The organism is Saprospiraceae bacterium, from assembly GCA_016714025.1.
In the GTDB taxonomy this organism is placed as follows: Bacteria; Bacteroidota; Bacteroidia; order Chitinophagales; family Saprospiraceae; genus Vicinibacter.
Window position 1 is genome coordinate 2,058,914 of record JADJOB010000002.1, and the last position, 16,928, is coordinate 2,075,841.

A 16,928-nucleotide genomic window follows, 5' to 3' on the forward strand; every position below is an offset into this window, starting at 1 on the left:
TTTTTGCATCCCGGATATCAGGGCTGCAGGAATCAACTAAGCCAATGATGTTGAGATGATTTAAGTTTACAGCTAGATGTACCTGGGCAGGATAAACCTTAGAATACTATATTTTGACATGGCAAATAAATCCTCCTGCACTAGTAAAATTAATACTAATCCAGCCATTTATTAATTTGCTACAAGGCAATTCAAATTTACCGGAAGCTATATGCTTGAATTTTACCCTACTTAAGATTCCTTTAGCTGCGGTCTCATTTGTAATTTGGCCTGTACTAATTTGATTTAAAATTTAGCATGCAAAAACCAACCAAGCAATGGTTTTCTGTCTGTAACGCTTCACAAACAAACCTTCTACGAATCTACTTTGAAAATAGTACTATCGATGGAGAGCTTCTATGATGATACGGCTTCGCCGTGCTCACCCCCATAAAATTCTGGGGTAAGTAGATAATTATAAAACTTTGCTGGTAGAAACAAATCTACAAATACTTTTGAAGTAGAAGCAAAATTATTTGCAAAATTGAATCGAATGGACCTGAAAGAGGGGAGGGTAAGCTGTTAAATAGATGTACTTAATTCTCCTCCGTCCTGGCAGGAGCCTGTTAAATTCATCGACATTTATTGAGTTTCCAAATTATTGATGCTATCCTTTCAGCATGGCTCTTAAGCAGCTTTAGGACTTAAAAAATTCCAGGAAACGGCATTGAACTTTACCGATAAGACTGCATAATTTTTAAAATGAATCCAGTCAAATTTTAACCCTCATCTTGCTCACTCAAACCCACCAATAAACCGATCCCGGTCTCTTCCCCGAAGTTGAAAATAATCACAGAACTCATCCGGGGTGATGACCTGGTGTTTTTTCTTGCCGATGGCTTTTCGGATTTTTGAGAGAATACGCTGACAGGACCGGAGGCTTTTACCGGTGATGTTCATGAGGTCTTTGGCTAAAACAAACAAACGTGGAATTCGTATCATAAATAGGGTTTAAAAATAAAGTGTAGTAACTAGCTTTGGCAGCAAGCCAGGATTCCGGCTGATGTATTAAAATGAGGCACTTATCAGTTTGAGGATTAATAATATCCGGACTGGTTTGGAATTGATAAGAATGCCTCGTGCTGTAATCTGCCAATTGCAACGCTATAATTTCAGGGTAAGAACTATCGGCATCGCCTTCGTCAAACAAGAGCTCCATAAATTCATATCGAATAAGCCAGCAAAATGTTGATGGTGTTTTGAATTTTTTTTTAAAATTTGAAGACGGTTGCTTGCATGCATGATTTTTTAGCACTTTTAAAGGTTCATTTAGTTCGACTGGTTGGTAAATTTTTATAAAAAGAAAATAATTCAGGCAGCCTTTGGAATTATTTATTCGTTGGTATGGTTATGAAGGAATGTGGCAATTGATTGTGAAGTTTGATTTTGATACCAACCCGTAAATCTTAATTTTATGAATATGAAATTTAATGGTAAAGCCCGCATTGAAAACCGTAACGACGGTTTACGAATTTCCCTCCCCACTAGAAAACATTGGTTTGCGCTCGCAATTGGAACCCTTTGTTTTTTCTTATGGCTTTCGCTTTATGTCCAACTGGTTGACCTGTTTGCCGGATCCCTCAGTTTGGAATTCAATCTGTTTAATTTTATCTTTTTGTACTGGACCCTCATCGGTGTATTCCTTTTACTGGGTTTACTCTGGGGTTATTTCGGACGAGAAATCGTGAAGCTTGAAAACGAGCATCTCATCCTGGAGAAAAGCGTTTTTGGATTTGGCTGGAAAAAGAAATTGGACATACATACCATCCGAAACATTCGCAACGAAAAAATTGCAGCCAACTGGCTAAACATTCGCCGTAAAGAATTTTGGGGATTAGGTGGCGGTAAAATCCGATTTGATTATGGAATGCGCACCTATTCCTTCGGACAAGGAATCGACGATGCAGAATCTGAATATTTAATTCAGATTTTTAATGACAGCCTCAACGGCCACATCGCCTACAAAGGACTGATCATTTAAATAAAAATTGTTTGAAACAAAAAGCAGACCTGGCAACGGGTCTGCTTTTTTTATTTAATCTCTAACCAAAAGCCATGGAGGAAAATGCTGCAATTCTTCAATTCTGCAATTCTGCAATGTTGCAATGTTGCAATCTTTCAATGTTGCAATGTTGCAATGTTGCAATGTTACAATGCTTCAATATTACTATTCCACAAGGATATTCAATTGTTAATTTAGAAGATTTTAATTTTTTGATTTTCCTAAGAATTTTAGTTTAGAAATAAATTACAATAATAAAAAATTCAATTTGAACGTTCGAAATGCAGCGTGCGGCGAAAATTTTTCAGAGCCATGTTTAAAAAGTATTCTATTAGATGTAAAACTGGCGCATTTGTATAACCACCAAAAGCGTGAGAAAAATTTGAGCTGAAGCCTGCGTCTAGCAAGAACGCCTTCATTTCGAACAAGCCTTTTGGTTCTTTTGGGCGAATGCAAAAGAACAAAGCCCCTTATTATTCGTGTCAACAATTGAAGACATCTGTTTTTTACCTTCCTACGCCCAGCAGGAATAAGTAGTCAGTAATTAGAGGTTAGTATTCAGAAATGCAGAATAAGGTGTAAAATTCAAAAAAAAGATTAAATAAATTCAGGACGTTCGAAATGCAGCGTGCGGCGAAAATTTTTCAGAGCCATGTTTGGCTAAGTATTCTATTAGCTGTAAAACTGCCGCATTTGTATAACCACCAAAAGCGTGAGAAAAATTTGAGCTGAAGCCAGTGTATAGCAAGAACCCCTTCATTTCGAACAAGCCTTTTGGTTCTTTTGGGCGAATGCAAAAGAACAAAGCCCATTATTATTCGTGTCAACAATTGAAGGCATCTGTTTTTTACCATCCTTCGTTGGGCGTAGTCTGCGTCAACAGTTCAATAATCAACAATCAGAAGTCAGTTGTCAGATAATGTTAGAATAAAATCTAACCGTTCGAAATGCAGCGTGCGGCGAAAATTTTTCAGAGCCACGTTTAGCTAAGTATTCTATTAGTTGTAAAACTGCCGCATTTGTATAACCACCAAAAGCGTGAGAAAAATTTGAGCTGAGGCTTGGGTATAGCAAGAACGCCTTCATTTCGAACAAGCCTTTTGGTTCTTTTGGGCGAATGCAAAAGAACGGAGGGGGTGCGGGTTAGCTTTTGCGCCAGCATTTCGTACCAGGAATTCTTTTCTTCCCAGGGCGTAGGTTGCACCCTTCGCCCAACAAAAATTTGTGGTCAGTAGTTAGAGGTCAGTATTAAGAAATACAGAATAAGTTGTAAAATTCAAAAAAAGGATAAAATAAATTCAGAACGTTCGAAATGCAGCGTGCGGCGAAAATTTTTCAGAGCCACGTTTAAAAGGTATTCTATTAGTTGTAAAACTGCCGCATTTGTACAACAACCAAAAGCGTGAGAAAAATTTGAGCTGAAGCCTGAGTCTAGCAAGAACGCCTTCATTTCGATCAAGCCTTTTGGTTCTTTTGGGCGAATGCAAAAGAACAAAGCCCCTTATTATTCGTGTCAACAATTGAAGGCATCTGTTTTTTACCTTCCTTCGCTGGGCGTAGGCTAAGCCTACGTCCTTATTTTCAATCGCAGAAGAACCCGAGTTATGTTTTAAATAATTGCAATCATCAAATAGGCTTAGCCTATGAAGAAATGCATATTTTATATTGAAGAATAATTTTACTTCAAATTATTTCATCCCTCTATAGGTTCAACCTATACATGTCCCCTTTTAAATTGAAATTTATTTGATTATTTATTGAATCAAAATTAGGACGTAGGCGCAGCCTACGCCCAGCGGAAAATTAAATATTAATTTCTGGATTTTCAACAATTGACTTACATCATTCCTAAAATCAAATTTGCTATATTTGTATTTCTCTACAATTATAAAAGCATGAATAAAATTTCCAATTTTATAGGGTCTCTAAAAAATAAATCCCTTTTATTTTATTTATCTTTTTGGGGAGCAGCGAATGCCCTTACAGGTCAAGTATTTTTAAATCCGGTTGCAAATCCATTTTCCTTGAAAGTATCCGATATGCGCCAAACTCCTTGCTTTGTTGATCTGGATGGAGATCGTGATGTTGATATGCTAACCGGAAGTGCCTCAGGAATCTTTTACTATTATCAAAATAGTGGAACTCAGAATAGTGCAAAATTTATGAATCCGCTTTTAAACCCTTTTGGTTTAAAAACTGCTGGTGCTTATTCACGAATTGTATTTGGTGATTTCGATCAGGATGGCGATTTTGATTTATTGCTTGGAAGTGAGCGAGGAGATCTAGAGTATTTTCAAAATACAGGGACTCCAACTGCTCCTAAATTTGCAAATCCTGTGATCAATCCATTTTCCTTGAATCCCAATAGAAAATATATGACTCCGATATTGCTTGATTTGGATGGTGATGCTGACTTGGATTTATTGGCGGGCACAGAAACAAACGGAATTGTATTTCAGGAAAATATCGGAACAGCCAAAATTCCAATGTTTGGAGATGTCATATTTAATCCATTTTTTATTGAATCAGCAGAAACCGATTTGGTTCCGACGGCTGCTGATTTAGACAACGATGGGGATCTGGATCTTCTGGTCGCTAATCAAAGTCCATCCTTTGAGTATTTTGAAAACAATGGAACAAAATTTATACCTGCGTTTCTTCCACCAATAATAAACCCATTTTCAATCAAGACGAACACAGGCGATCCGGCACCCTTTCTGGTGGACCTGGACCACGACGGAGATTTTGATTTTATGACTGGACAAACCGCTAAATTTAATTACTACCAGAATACCCAAATTCTCATCGCAACGCAATCATTTCAAAATACAAACCCACCGGTCCCATTTCCAAATCCGGCAAACTACCAGATTAACTTGAGTGCATTTGATGTATCAAACGATGCCTTGTTAGGAATATATAATGTGAATCAAGCATTAGTTCGCGGGCTGAAGATGGATCAATTTAAAAATATTGATCTAAGTGAACTTCCTGCCGGTGTGTATTATTTAAAACTAAAGCATTTTCATCAGGTTTATTTTATCAAGTTTGTTAAAATATAATTACTGCAATGAGTATCTATTTATTTATTCTTTGCACCCTGCATTTATTTTTAAGTATCAATGCATTGGTTGGGGGAAGTTTGTTAATGTTCCAACCCAATGGTCAGTTGTTAGGAATGCACACAGATTGGCTGATGGGGTCACCATTTAAATCCTATTTTATTCCGGGATTCTTATTGTTTAGCCTGATTGGTTTGCAATCTTTGGTTTGTTTGATCGGATTGATCTATCAACCCCAATGGAAATGGGCACAAGCTTTGAATCTCTATACCGATCGTCACTGGAGTTGGACCTTTTCTTTGTATTCAGGAATAATCAGCATCAGCTGGATCATCATTCAACAAATCATGATGCGTTATTTCTGGATTCAATCATTAATTCTAAGCATTGGCTTACTAATACTCATTCTTACCTTACATCCTAAAATAATGAATCGATATCGTGTGGTAGAAAAACCTAATAAATTAGAGCGATGATTAAAATACTTTTTATTGCCCTTTTATGTTTTCATGGGATTATCCATCTGATGGGATTTGCAAAAGCATTTGGATTTGCAAACATGGGAGCATTAACTAAGGATATCAATAAAGTACAAGGCGTATTATGGTTAATTGCATGTATCTTATTTTTATTAGCTGCCGGATTTTATGGCTTTTCAAAATACAATTGGTGTGTTTTTGCATTGCTTGCAGTTGGGATTTCACAATATCTTATCATTAGTTCGTGGCAAGACGCCCGATTTGGTACCATTGCCAATATTATCATCTTTGTAGTTACGCTCATTGGCTTTTCAAGTTGGAATTTTCACAAACAATTTGAAAGTGATTACAAATTGCAGTTGAATGCAGAAACCAAAAAGGCTCCGGATCTTCTTACGGAAAATGATCTTCAGGGCTTACCGGTTTTAATTCAGAATTATCTACGACAGGCTGGGGTAGTGGGGAAACCAAAAGTGCGGTATTTCAAGATTGAATTTAAAGGGAAAATTCGTAAAGACGAGCAAGCTGAGTGGATGCCTTTCAAATCGGTACAATATAATTTTATGGAAAATCCTACCAGATTGTTTTTTATGAACGCGACGATGAAGGGTCTTCCAGTAGCCGGATATCATGCATATAAGAATGGAAAAGCATTTATGGATATACGCTTATTTTCTATATTTAAAGTGCAGTATTTGGATGGACCCGAAATGGATCTTGCCGAAACAGTAACTTTTTTTTAATGATATGTGCTGCATGGCTCCCGCTACCTTAATAGATCCAAGGATTGAATGGCAAGAAATCGATGATCACCTGGTTCAGGCCGCTTTTAACAATCAAGGCCTGCGAGTTGTAGCCATGCTTCAGTTTAATGATAAGGGGCAGTTGATCAATTTTATTTCAAACGACCGGTACAATGCCGAAGCTAAAAAAAGATTGCCCTGGTCCACCCCTTTAAAAGAGTACAAATCCATTCGGGGGATTTCTGTCAGCAGTGCGGCGGATGCGGTGTATTCAGATACCAAGGGAGACTTTATTTATGGTACCTTCCAATTGACCGATTTGGAATACAATGGGTACTTAAATAAAAGGTGATCTGGTAATTTTAATGATAAAACCAAAGCCCTGAATTGTTCGTATTTATATCAACGCAAAAGATAGTTATGAAAAAATTTCTGTTTTTATTATAGTTATGTGCTTTCTGGCATTTACAATGCCTACAAATAACATTCCCTTTAAACCTGTTTTAACAGAAGGAAGTATCATCAATTTGTACGATGCATTTGGAAAAGACACATTGCTCACAAAAGATTTTGGATTCTCCTGTATTACGAAATATCAAGGCAAAACCATCCTGTTTGATGCGGGTAGCAATGCCGATATTTTTAAACGAAATGTTACAACACTGGGCATCGATTTAAAAAGCATTGACCTGGTAATCATTTCTCACGGACATTTTGATCATCTCAATGGACTGGATTATTTATTGGCACTCAATCCGAATGTAAAGATTTATTTTCCTTACGATATTTTTTGGGGAGCTCCGGTGCCTTTTGATGCAACCGGACAAGAACCAAGCGTTAAGGATTCATTGCCAAAGCACATGCAATATTTTGATGGAGGAAGTACTAAATTCTTCATCAAGCAATCCGGCCGGTTTTGGAAAGCAAACATCGAATTTGTAAAAACATCCAAAGAAATTCTTCCCGGCTTAAATTTAATTGCAACCAGTTCAGCATTTATGGGCTACTTTTCCTGTTACCCCAATAAAAGTTTTGTAGAAGGCCAATTTGATCATCCCAAAGATGAATGCAAACAAACCAGCTTACCCGAATTGTCCCTGAGCATGCACACTCCAAAAGGGGATGTATTGATTGTTGGCTGTTCGCATACCGGCGTTGAAAACATCATAGCTGAGACCCAGAAAACAACCAAAGCACCCACTGATTTAGTATACGGTGGCTTTCACCTATTGCCATTTGACCGCAAACAAACAACAGATCTGGTATCTAAAATCAAAAATGAACTGCAAGTAAAACGCGTCGCACCAGCCCATTGTACCGGCCACCTCGCATTTCAACTCCTTCAAAAGGAATATGCTTCAAACTATTTATATGCCGGCCTGGGTGAGAAAATCAACTTTTAAGAAATGCTGCAATTTTGCAATGTTACAATCCTATAATCCTTAAATGTAATAATGCTTAAGTGTTTTTAAATTGAATCTTGATAAATTACTTCGTAATCGACAATTCGTCCCGCGAATACGCGGGATGTCCGTTCTGCTCCCATAATTCTTAACTCTTAATTCCTAATTCTTAATTCTTAATCGCCTCAACCCATCCATCCAATAATCGCACCCATTATCGTGGAAGAAACAATCATATATCCAGCATCAATAAAAAACAAGCGCGTAGGTCGATGAGAAAATTGATAACTGATGCCAAGGCTCATGGCTGAAAAAAAAGCGCCAACCATCAAACCAAATTTTAATCCATCTGCCATGCCGCTTAAGTCAGTTCGTAATATTGTTTTGGCCAACATAAAAGCATATACAAAGGTCATAATAAAAGAAAGGCCAAATACTTTTACAAAATTTGAAGCCATTAATTTTTCCTGGGACAATTGGTTGTCTTCCTGCCATGCTTTTCCAAATAACATCGGACTATACCAAAGCCATCCTAGGACAAATGAACTGATGCTGGCTATAAGCACTCCAAACCAATTTATGTAATTCATGATTTTTAATTTTTAAATGAATTGAATTTCTAAATCCAATAATAAGGCATTTTTAGTTTTAAATATCGGGTAATGCAATGAATATTGTTACTTAAACGATTTTTTAATCCTATAGAAAACGTCTAATAACTTCTTAGACAAGGCATGCAATTTTTTTAAACGCTGATTAAACTGTTGTAACTAAGGTTTTAAAAAAATCGTATAACGAAGTATAATGAGTTATTAGAGATTCCTATATAATAAGAGAAGCTGCCTTATGAAATTCAAATTCATTCAGGCAGCTCCTCAATTTATTTTATAAACGTATTCTTAACGCCAAACCGGATTAAATTCCGTGCGGCGATTTAACGCTCTGCCATCTTTGGTTTTGTTGTCCCCAATCGGTTTGGTTTCACCATAACCAGCAGACATCAAACGGCTCGCATTGATTCCTTTTTTAACTAAGTAATCAGCACATGCTTTGGCACGTTTTTCTGAAAGTTTTTGATTTAACGCATCATCAGCCACACTGTCTGTATGACCTTCTATGCTCAAGTTCATTTCAGGATACTTGTTTAATACAGACAAAACTTCATTCAGGTTTTTAAATGATGATTTGGTAATTATCGCTGTACCTGTTTGGAATTGTACGGCACGCATGGCTACGTCTAATACTTTTTTATCCTCAACTTTTATTTCAGGACATCCCATATTAGAAGCAGGTCCTTTAGTATTTGGACATTTATCATTGTTATCTGTAACACCGTCTCCGTCAGTATCTGGGCATCCGCCAATGCTACCGGCTAAATCCGGACATGGGTCTGTTGCATCAGGGAATCCGTCATTGTCGCGATCCGGTGGACAACCATTGTTGCTGGCAGGACCGGCAACTTTTGGACATTTGTCATCGATGTCAACCAAACCATCGCCATCAGTATCCGGGCAACCTTTGATTTTACCGGCTACATCCGGACAACGGTCGTCTTTATCAGCAACACCGTCTTTGTCTTTATCCGGACAACCTTTTACGTTTCCGGCAACTTTTGGACAATCATCATCCCGATCGTAAACACCGTCTTTATCCATATCAGAAGGGCAGCCCATATTTTCAGGAACTCCAGCTTCTTGAGGACATTTATCGTCTTTATCTGCAATTTTATCAGCATCGGAATCCGGACAGCCTTCCACAGTTCCCCAATCATCCGGACAAGGGTCTACTCGATCTGGCCATCCATCATCATCACGATCTTTTGGAGCAAGTACCATACGAATTCCAACCGCGTGTTGCCAGTTGTCAAAGCCGTCTTCAAAAGCAAATCGGTAATCCGATTGCAAGGCAATTTTAAACGATCATTTACGCGGATATCCAAACCGGCTCCAAATGGAGCTTGTGCATAAAAATTGTCAAAATCAAGGGCAGGAACAGCGCCCCCAATCCCGGCATAAACAAAGGGTGAAATGCCACAATTTTTATAAAAATTTAATTGAAGTAAGGCATCCAAACCTGTGTAAATTTTATCTCGGGTATACGTATTAACCGATTTGGATAGCTCATCATAAATTGGAAAATTTGCCAGTCCGATACGCAAAGGCAATGCAAAGCTTAAACCATTGCTTAATTCGCGTGTATAGCCTAATTCTATGCCATTGGATAGGTTTTCAAAAATCTGCTTATTATCCCGATGGGGTGCCTGGTAGTTAAACAAAACTGCCTTGGCCGTCAAACCATTTTTTGCAGGTCCCGGTTGACTGAAACTGACCTGGGAAAACAGCAAAATGAATAAAATGAAGCTCAATAAAATTCGTTTCATATATCTTGTTTTAGTGAATGAATGAAATTTGATTTCAAAAATACAGCATATTCACGCACAATGTAGCAATTCTAAGGCCCTCCAATGTATTTTTACGGTTAATTTATTGCTTTTATCAGAAGGACCTGAAAATCAGTTAAAAGCCTAAAGTCTTCAGAACCCATAAATTACAATAAAGACACCATTTAAGCTGCAATCAACTATCACCTAACAACTATCACCTAACAACTATCAACTATCAACTATCAACTAACACCCATCAACTAACACCTATCAACTATCACCTATCAACTAACACCCATCAACTATCAACTATCAACTATCAACTATCACCTATCACCCATCAACTATCCCCTCAATGACCACCAAATTCCATAAAAATCTAATTCAGGCAGTCAGTGATATAATTCATCAGGTTATTTATGATCAGGTGTACGCCGATAAAAAAATCGAACAAGTTTTAAAATCAAATAAATCCTGGGGTGCCAGGGACCGGAGTTTTATTGCAGAAACTGCTTACAACATCATCCGGGATTTTCGAAAAATCCGCTTTTGCAGTGGCAATTCTAAAAAGCCGGAGCATTGGATTTCAACTTATTTTCTACTAAAAAAAATGAACCCTCCGGATTGGGAAATATACAATGAGATGAATTCCGAACGGGTGTGGGCAAAATTGGAAGAATGTAAATCAAATTTTGCCATCATGCAGTCTTATCCGGATTCATTGGTAGATTTAATAAAAGAGGAATTGCCGGATACCTGGGAACGGGAACTGACTGCACTCAATAAACCGGCCCCACTCATCATCCGATGCAATACCTTAAAAACCACGATCAAACAACTGCAAACAAATTTTCTTAAAGAAGGAATTGAAACCAGGCCCATTCCTGATTTACCGGATGCCTTAATTATTCTGGAAAAATTTAATGTCTTTGGGAATCCACTGTTCAAATTAGGTCATTTTGAAATACAGGATGCTTCTTCTCAAATGGTAGCTGCATTTTCATTGGTCGAACCGGGTATGCGGGTCATCGATGCCTGTGCCGGTGCCGGCGGCAAGACCTTGCACATGGCTGCTCTGATGAAAAATAAAGGCCGAATCATTGCACTGGACACAGAATCCTGGAAGTTGGACGAACTTAAAAAAAGGGCTAGGCGAAATGGGGCTGAAAATCTCGAAACCCGGGTCATTGATGGTACCAAAGTGATCAAGCGATTGGCAAATTCATGCGACCGACTGCTATTAGATGTGCCTTGCAGCGGTTTGGGCGTATTGCGCCGAAACCCGGATGCTAAATGGAAAGTAGATCTGGCTTTTATTGATCGGATGCGTAACCTGCAAAAAGATATTTTGGCAAACTATGCCTCCATGCTTCGACCTGGGGGGAAACTAGTTTATGCAACCTGCAGCATTTTACCTTCTGAAAATTCAAAACAAGTTTCGTATTTTTGCAGCGAGCATACCCATTTTCAATTAGAAGAAGAAAAAATCATTAGTCCTGCTTTAAGCGGCTTCGATGGTTTTTATATGGCCCGTCTGACCAAGAATTAAATCCTTAAAAATACCGATATGAAAATTAACAGTATTATCATCCTGATCCTGATTCCATTTTTTGGAATGTCGAAAACCTGGTTGGTTGGTCCAACCAAAACCTATACAAGCCCAAGTGCCGTTTCAAGTTTAGTGGCAGATGGCGATTCAATCCTGATCGATGCAGCAGAATATAAAAAAGATGTCTGCCTGTGGAAAGCCCATAACCTGACATTTATTGGCGTTGGCGGATTTGCACATTTGAATGCAGAAGGAACCGCTTATGGTGGAAAAGCAATTTGGGTCATCACCGGAAATTTCAACCGTTTGCAAAATATTGAATTTTCTAATTGTACGGTAGTGGATCGAAACGGCGCTGGAATTCGATTGGAAGGAACCGGTCTTACCGTCAGCCATTGTTATTTTCACAACAATCAGGATGGAATCCTGGCTGGAGATAATCCGGCAAGCGATGTTGTCATTGAGTACACCGAATTTTCACACAATGGTGCCGGTGATGGTTATTCTCATAATTTGTATATCAACCACGTCCGTTCGCTTACATTCAAATTTAATTATGTGCATCATGCATACTATGGTCATGAATTAAAAAGCAGAGCGTATCAAAATATTATTTTATACAATCGCATTACCAATGAAGACGGCGATGCGAGTTATGAAATTGACTTGCCAAACGGAGGGCCGGCACTCATTATGGGAAATATCATTCAACAAAGCCGCTATTCTGATAACAATACCTTTATATCCTATGGTCGGGAAGGATTAACAAATCCTGGCAAACACGCTTTGTGTTTTCTTTATAATACACTGGTTAATAATGAAGACAAAGGCATTATTTTGAATGTTCAAACCGGTATGGATACCTTGATTTGTGCTAATAATTTAATTGCAGGAAAAGTTACTTTATTGAATGGAATGCCAAAAGGTTTTATCAATTTAAATAATTTCATACAAGCTGATTTAAATGTGTTTGAATTTCGCGATGCATTAAATTATGATTATCATTTAAGCAAAGGTTCGCCGGGGAAAGACAGCGCACATGTTTTTAATGAAAGTTTTCTGTCTTATGAGTTAAATCCAACCCATGAATACATTCATCCCGTTGATTCTAAATTCCGGTACAGTGATTTGCATCCGGATCTGGGCGCTCATGAATTGCAGCAAGTAAGCCTAAGTAAAGAATATCATAAACATCGGATGGAGGCCTTTTATCTTTCAGATTCCAAGCAATTAATTTTAGATAGTAAAGGAACCGATCTGACCAATAAACCAATAAATTGTACAGTCTACAGTTTGGATGGGAAGCTTTTTTACCCAAAAAGACAGCTTGGGGTATCAAATACTTTTGATTTAGTTGAACTAATTCCAGGTATTTACGCGTTTACCTTAAAAGTAAACACAGAACAATATGCCGGAACCTTTGTTGTTAGCAGGTAAACCCTCCAAACTGACCTTATTTTCCAAATTTATAATTGCTTAATTTTTAAAAATGAAACTTTTACTCTTTGTAATGATGATTTGTACAATGACGAGTATTTCTGCTCAGAAATCGAATGCTAAAGTTCAACCGCCACTGATTGATCGCGAATTGTTTTTTGGAGATCCTGAAATTTCAGGCTCACAACTTTCTCCTGATGGTAAGTACATGAGTTTTATTAAACCATTAAATGGAACGCGTAATATTTGGGTGAAAAAAACAGACGCTGCTTTTGAAACTGCCAAACCATTAACAGCCGATGAAAAGCGTCCCATCTCTTCGTATTTCTGGTCTAGAAATAGTAAGTATATTTTATATGTACAAGACAAAGGGGGCGATGAAAACTTTCATGTGTATGCTGTAAGTCCAACTGAAAAACCGGAAGATGGTAAAGAAGTACCTGCTTCCCGTAACTTGACCAATAAAGAACATACCCGCGCTTATATTTATGCTGTGCCTAAAACAAATCCGGATGTATTGTATGTCGGTTTGAATGATAGAGATCAATCCTGGCATGATTTATACGAATTAAAAATTTCTACTGGTGATTTAAAATTATTGCGCACGAATACAGACCGCATTACCGGCTGGGTGTTTGATCGCAGAGATAAATTGCGTCTTGCTGAAAGGACTAATCCGGATGGTTCAACAGATATCTTGCGTGTGGATCCAAAAGGATTTAACCTGATCTATTCCTGCGGACCATTGGAATCTGCTTACTGTGTAAATTTTCATGAAGACGGACAACGTGTTTACATGGTTACCAATAAAGGACCCAAACAAGATCTTACAAAACTGATCACATTAAACGTTACTACAAAAGTTGAAGAAGTCATTGAATCAGATCCTAAGAAGCGGGTAGATTTTGGAAGTGTTTCTTTTTCTGATATAGACAATCGGATGATTGCAACGTATTATGAAGATGAGAAGACCAGAATTTATTGGAAAGATAAAAAGTTTGAAGAAGATTATAAAGCATTAAAAAAAGCTTTTAACGGAATGGAGATTAGTTTCAATTCTTCAACCAAGGATGAAAAATTATTTCTTATTGCGGTTTATAGTGATACGGACAATGGTTCGGTATATTCATTTGATCGGACTACTAAAAAAACAAAGTTTCAATACAGACCAAGACCTAAATTAACCAATACGGATTTGTCTCCGATGAAACCAATCAGTTACAAGTCGTCTGATGGTTTGGAAATTCCTGCTTATTTGACATTGCCAAAAGGCCTTACACCAAAATTACTTCCATTGATCGTAAATCCACACGGAGGTCCTTGGGCACGTGACGGATGGGGTTATGATGCATACGCACAATTTTTAGCAAACAGGGGATATGCAGTCTTGCAAATGAACTTCAGAGGTTCAACCGGTTACGGAAAGAAATTCTTAGATGCAGGCAACCGCCAGTGGGGTGATAAAATGCAGGATGACATCACCTGGGGTGTTAAATATTTAATTTCAAAAGGAATCGTAGATCCACATCGGGTCGGAATTATGGGGGGGTCATACGGAGGCTATGCTACATTGGCTGGAGTAACTTTTACTCCGGATTTATATGCCTGTGCCATTTCAATTGTTGGACCATCCAGTTTATTAACCTTATTAAATTCAATACCACCTTATTGGGAAGCAGGTCGTAAGATTTTTCATTTGCGAATGGGCGATCCTACCAATCCGGAAGGAGAAGCTCAATTAAAAAGACAATCTCCGCTATACTCTGTAGATAAAATTAAAACGCCTTTGATGGTGGTACAAGGAGCTAATGATCCACGTGTAAAAAAAAGCGGAATCAGATCAAATTGTATATGCAATGAATCAGGCAAAGATTCCGGTTCAGTATCTCTGTGCACCAGATGAAGGACATGGATTTGCAAGACCTGTAAACAATATGGCCTTCTTGGCTGCTGCTGAAAAGTTTTTTGCAGATTACCTAAGCGGTCGTTATCAGGAATCCATGAGTGAAGACATTGAAAAAAGATTGAAAGAAATCACAGTTGATCCTACAACAGTTTCATTGCCTAAAAAGATAGAAATTAAAGAGGACGAACCGGTTATGGATTCAGCAGCTACCATCAGTTTGCATCCCGGCAAATACGTATTTGACGTAAAGATGGATATGATGGGACAAGAAATGGAATTTGATCAGGTAACTACCATCATTGATTCCGGTTCTGTTTGGAGAATTATTGAAGAAACTAAAATGCCAATGGGTGAAATGGTGGATAAAGTCAACTTAAATAAGGAAAACCTAAGTCCGATTACACGTCAAATTGATAATGGCCCGATTAATATCGAATTAAATTACAGCGATAAACGCGTTGAGGGTCGCATGAACATGAGTGGAACCAAAACACCATTGCAAGTCACTACCACCGGTTTATGTAAAGCAGACGGCCCGGGAGCCTTTTTTATCATTGCAACCATGCCTTTAGCAGAAGGGTTTACAGCTCAGATACGCAATCTTGATTTGCAAACGATGGCTGAGAAATTTTATTTATTGGAAGTAAAAGGTTCAGAAATGATCCAGGGCAAAGATTGCTTTAAAGTAAAAATGAGTCCAGCCAATGGCGACGCCGGTGAAATAAATGTTTGGATATCAAAAGGTATGCATCCAATGCCGATGCAATACGATGTAACCTTACCTGAAATGAATGGGGCCACGATGAAAGCAATGTTGAAGAGAAGTTAATTACAAATTGCGAATTACGAATTACGAATTATGGGAGCGGAGCAGACATCCCGCGTACTCGCGGGATGAATTACGAATTACAAATTACGAATTATCACATTTAAAATTCGTAATTAATAATTCGTAATTCGAAATTGATTTAATCGTATTTTTGCGATAAATCATTCGCATGCCTTTGAAAGTTTTATTTCTCTGTGTACATAATTCAGCTCGCAGCCAAATGGCGGCTGCTTATTTGAAAAAATTTGGTGGAGCAGATTACGAAGTATTTAGTGCCGGGCTTGAGCCTGGTAAACTAAATCCATTAGCCATTGAAGCCATGTTGGAAGATGGTATAGATATTTCGAAGAATCCAACCAATGCTGTTTCAGATTATTTTCAACAGGGATTAAGTTTTGATTATGTCATCACGGTATGCGATGCTGCCAGTGCAGACAAGTGTCCATTATTTCCGGGAGTACATCAAAAGATTGCCTGGGACTTTCCGGATCCTTCCCGCTTTGTTGGATCCCATGCTGAAAATCTGGCCCAGACCGTCCACGTTCGGGATCAAATTAAACAAGCGGTGTTAGGATTTATTGATCGCATCGAGACTTCCCTTCGGTAATTTAGATACAATCTGGATTTATTTATAGACATCGATAGTGACAACCCTTGCAGCATGCCTGTTCTAGAAATTATTTGAAGAAAATAGTATTCGATTTTTTAATTATTGGATGATGCCGCTTCCAAAAGTGATTTATAAAAAAAATATTTAAACTGCACTTCGAACCCCAAACCCCTTGAAAGGGGCTTTACATATTACTTCATGGAATAGTTCCTATTACAGATTAGATTTTCAAATAAAAAAATAATCTGCTCGCATTACAAAACAGAAAGCCCCTTCCATGGGGTTTGGGGTTCTGAGTATCATGAATAGAATGATAACAGCTCCAACTTACAAAGCATTAAATGATTCCAAATACAAATGTGACTTATAAAAAAAAATAATTAAACTGCACTTCGAACCCCAAACCCTTGAAAGGGGCTTTACATTTTTCTTCATGGAATGGTTCCTATTACAGATTAAATTTTCAAATAGAAAAACAATCTGCTC

13 protein-coding genes and 1 pseudogene are annotated in these 16,928 nt (G+C 37.9%); 10 read left to right on the top strand and 4 right to left on the bottom strand.

Annotated features, from left to right (window positions below; genetic code table 11):
- Positions 1 to 774: 774 nt before the first annotated feature.
- Positions 775 to 981: a hypothetical protein gene (locus tag IPJ80_11310; protein ID MBK7914074.1), complete on the bottom strand. Its 207-nt coding sequence runs from the start codon at positions 979 to 981 to the stop codon at positions 775 to 777.
- A gap of 472 nt (positions 982 to 1,453) precedes the next feature.
- Here IPJ80_11310 and IPJ80_11315 point away from each other — a divergent pair, with 472 nt between their 5' ends.
- The 6 genes from IPJ80_11315 to IPJ80_11340 all read left to right on the top strand — a co-directional run bounded on the left by IPJ80_11315 (position 1,454) and on the right by IPJ80_11340 (position 7,728).
- The gene (locus tag IPJ80_11315; GenBank protein MBK7914075.1) at positions 1,454 to 2,020 is read left to right on the top strand and encodes a hypothetical protein; all 567 of its coding nucleotides are present in this window, start codon (positions 1,454 to 1,456) and stop codon (positions 2,018 to 2,020) included.
- Between the two features lie 1,916 nt (positions 2,021 to 3,936).
- Positions 3,937 to 5,103, top strand: a complete 1,167-nt coding sequence (locus IPJ80_11320; GenBank protein ID MBK7914076.1) for a T9SS type A sorting domain-containing protein — start codon at positions 3,937 to 3,939, stop codon at positions 5,101 to 5,103.
- An 8-nt stretch (positions 5,104 to 5,111) separates the two neighbouring features.
- Positions 5,112 to 5,579, top strand: coding sequence for a hypothetical protein (locus IPJ80_11325; protein MBK7914077.1), 468 nt, complete (start codon positions 5,112 to 5,114; stop codon positions 5,577 to 5,579).
- Complete coding sequence (locus tag IPJ80_11330) at positions 5,576 to 6,325, top strand: hypothetical protein (GenBank protein MBK7914078.1); 750 nt, start codon at positions 5,576 to 5,578, stop codon at positions 6,323 to 6,325. Before IPJ80_11325 ends, IPJ80_11330 begins: the two co-directional genes overlap by 4 nt.
- A 13-nt stretch (positions 6,326 to 6,338) precedes the next feature.
- Entirely contained in the window at positions 6,339 to 6,677 is a 339-nt protein-coding gene (locus tag IPJ80_11335) for a hypothetical protein (protein MBK7914079.1), read from the top strand.
- A gap of 97 nt (positions 6,678 to 6,774) precedes the next feature.
- Entirely contained in the window at positions 6,775 to 7,728 is a 954-nt protein-coding gene (locus IPJ80_11340; protein MBK7914080.1) for an MBL fold metallo-hydrolase, read from the top strand.
- A 185-nt stretch (positions 7,729 to 7,913) separates the two neighbouring features.
- Here the strand turns inward: IPJ80_11340 and IPJ80_11345 are convergent, their stop codons facing one another.
- The 3 genes from IPJ80_11345 to IPJ80_11355 form a co-directional block, all read right to left on the bottom strand.
- Positions 7,914 to 8,318, bottom strand: coding sequence for a DUF1761 domain-containing protein (locus IPJ80_11345; protein MBK7914081.1), 405 nt, complete (start codon positions 8,316 to 8,318; stop codon positions 7,914 to 7,916).
- 309 nt (positions 8,319 to 8,627) lie between these two features.
- A complete protein-coding gene (locus tag IPJ80_11350) occupies positions 8,628 to 9,563 on the bottom strand; it encodes an OmpA family protein (protein ID MBK7914082.1) in 936 nt (311 codons plus the stop codon).
- A complete protein-coding gene (locus IPJ80_11355; GenBank protein MBK7914083.1) occupies positions 9,512 to 10,108 on the bottom strand; it encodes a hypothetical protein in 597 nt (198 codons plus the stop codon). The genes IPJ80_11350 and IPJ80_11355 overlap by 52 nt, the downstream gene beginning before the upstream one ends.
- A 358-nt stretch (positions 10,109 to 10,466) precedes the next feature.
- Here IPJ80_11355 and IPJ80_11360 point away from each other — a divergent pair, with 358 nt between their 5' ends.
- From IPJ80_11360 to IPJ80_11375, 4 genes and pseudogenes are all read left to right on the top strand, one after another.
- The gene (locus IPJ80_11360) at positions 10,467 to 11,660 is read left to right on the top strand and encodes an RsmB/NOP family class I SAM-dependent RNA methyltransferase (protein MBK7914084.1); all 1,194 of its coding nucleotides are present in this window, start codon (positions 10,467 to 10,469) and stop codon (positions 11,658 to 11,660) included.
- A gap of 18 nt (positions 11,661 to 11,678) precedes the next feature.
- The gene (locus IPJ80_11365; GenBank protein MBK7914085.1) at positions 11,679 to 13,097 is read left to right on the top strand and encodes a right-handed parallel beta-helix repeat-containing protein; all 1,419 of its coding nucleotides are present in this window, start codon (positions 11,679 to 11,681) and stop codon (positions 13,095 to 13,097) included.
- Between the two features lie 52 nt (positions 13,098 to 13,149).
- Positions 13,150 to 15,832, top strand: a pseudogene (locus IPJ80_11370) (S9 family peptidase).
- A gap of 169 nt (positions 15,833 to 16,001) precedes the next feature.
- The gene (locus tag IPJ80_11375) at positions 16,002 to 16,439 is read left to right on the top strand and encodes an arsenate reductase ArsC (protein MBK7914086.1); all 438 of its coding nucleotides are present in this window, start codon (positions 16,002 to 16,004) and stop codon (positions 16,437 to 16,439) included.
- Positions 16,440 to 16,928 lie beyond the last annotated feature (489 nt).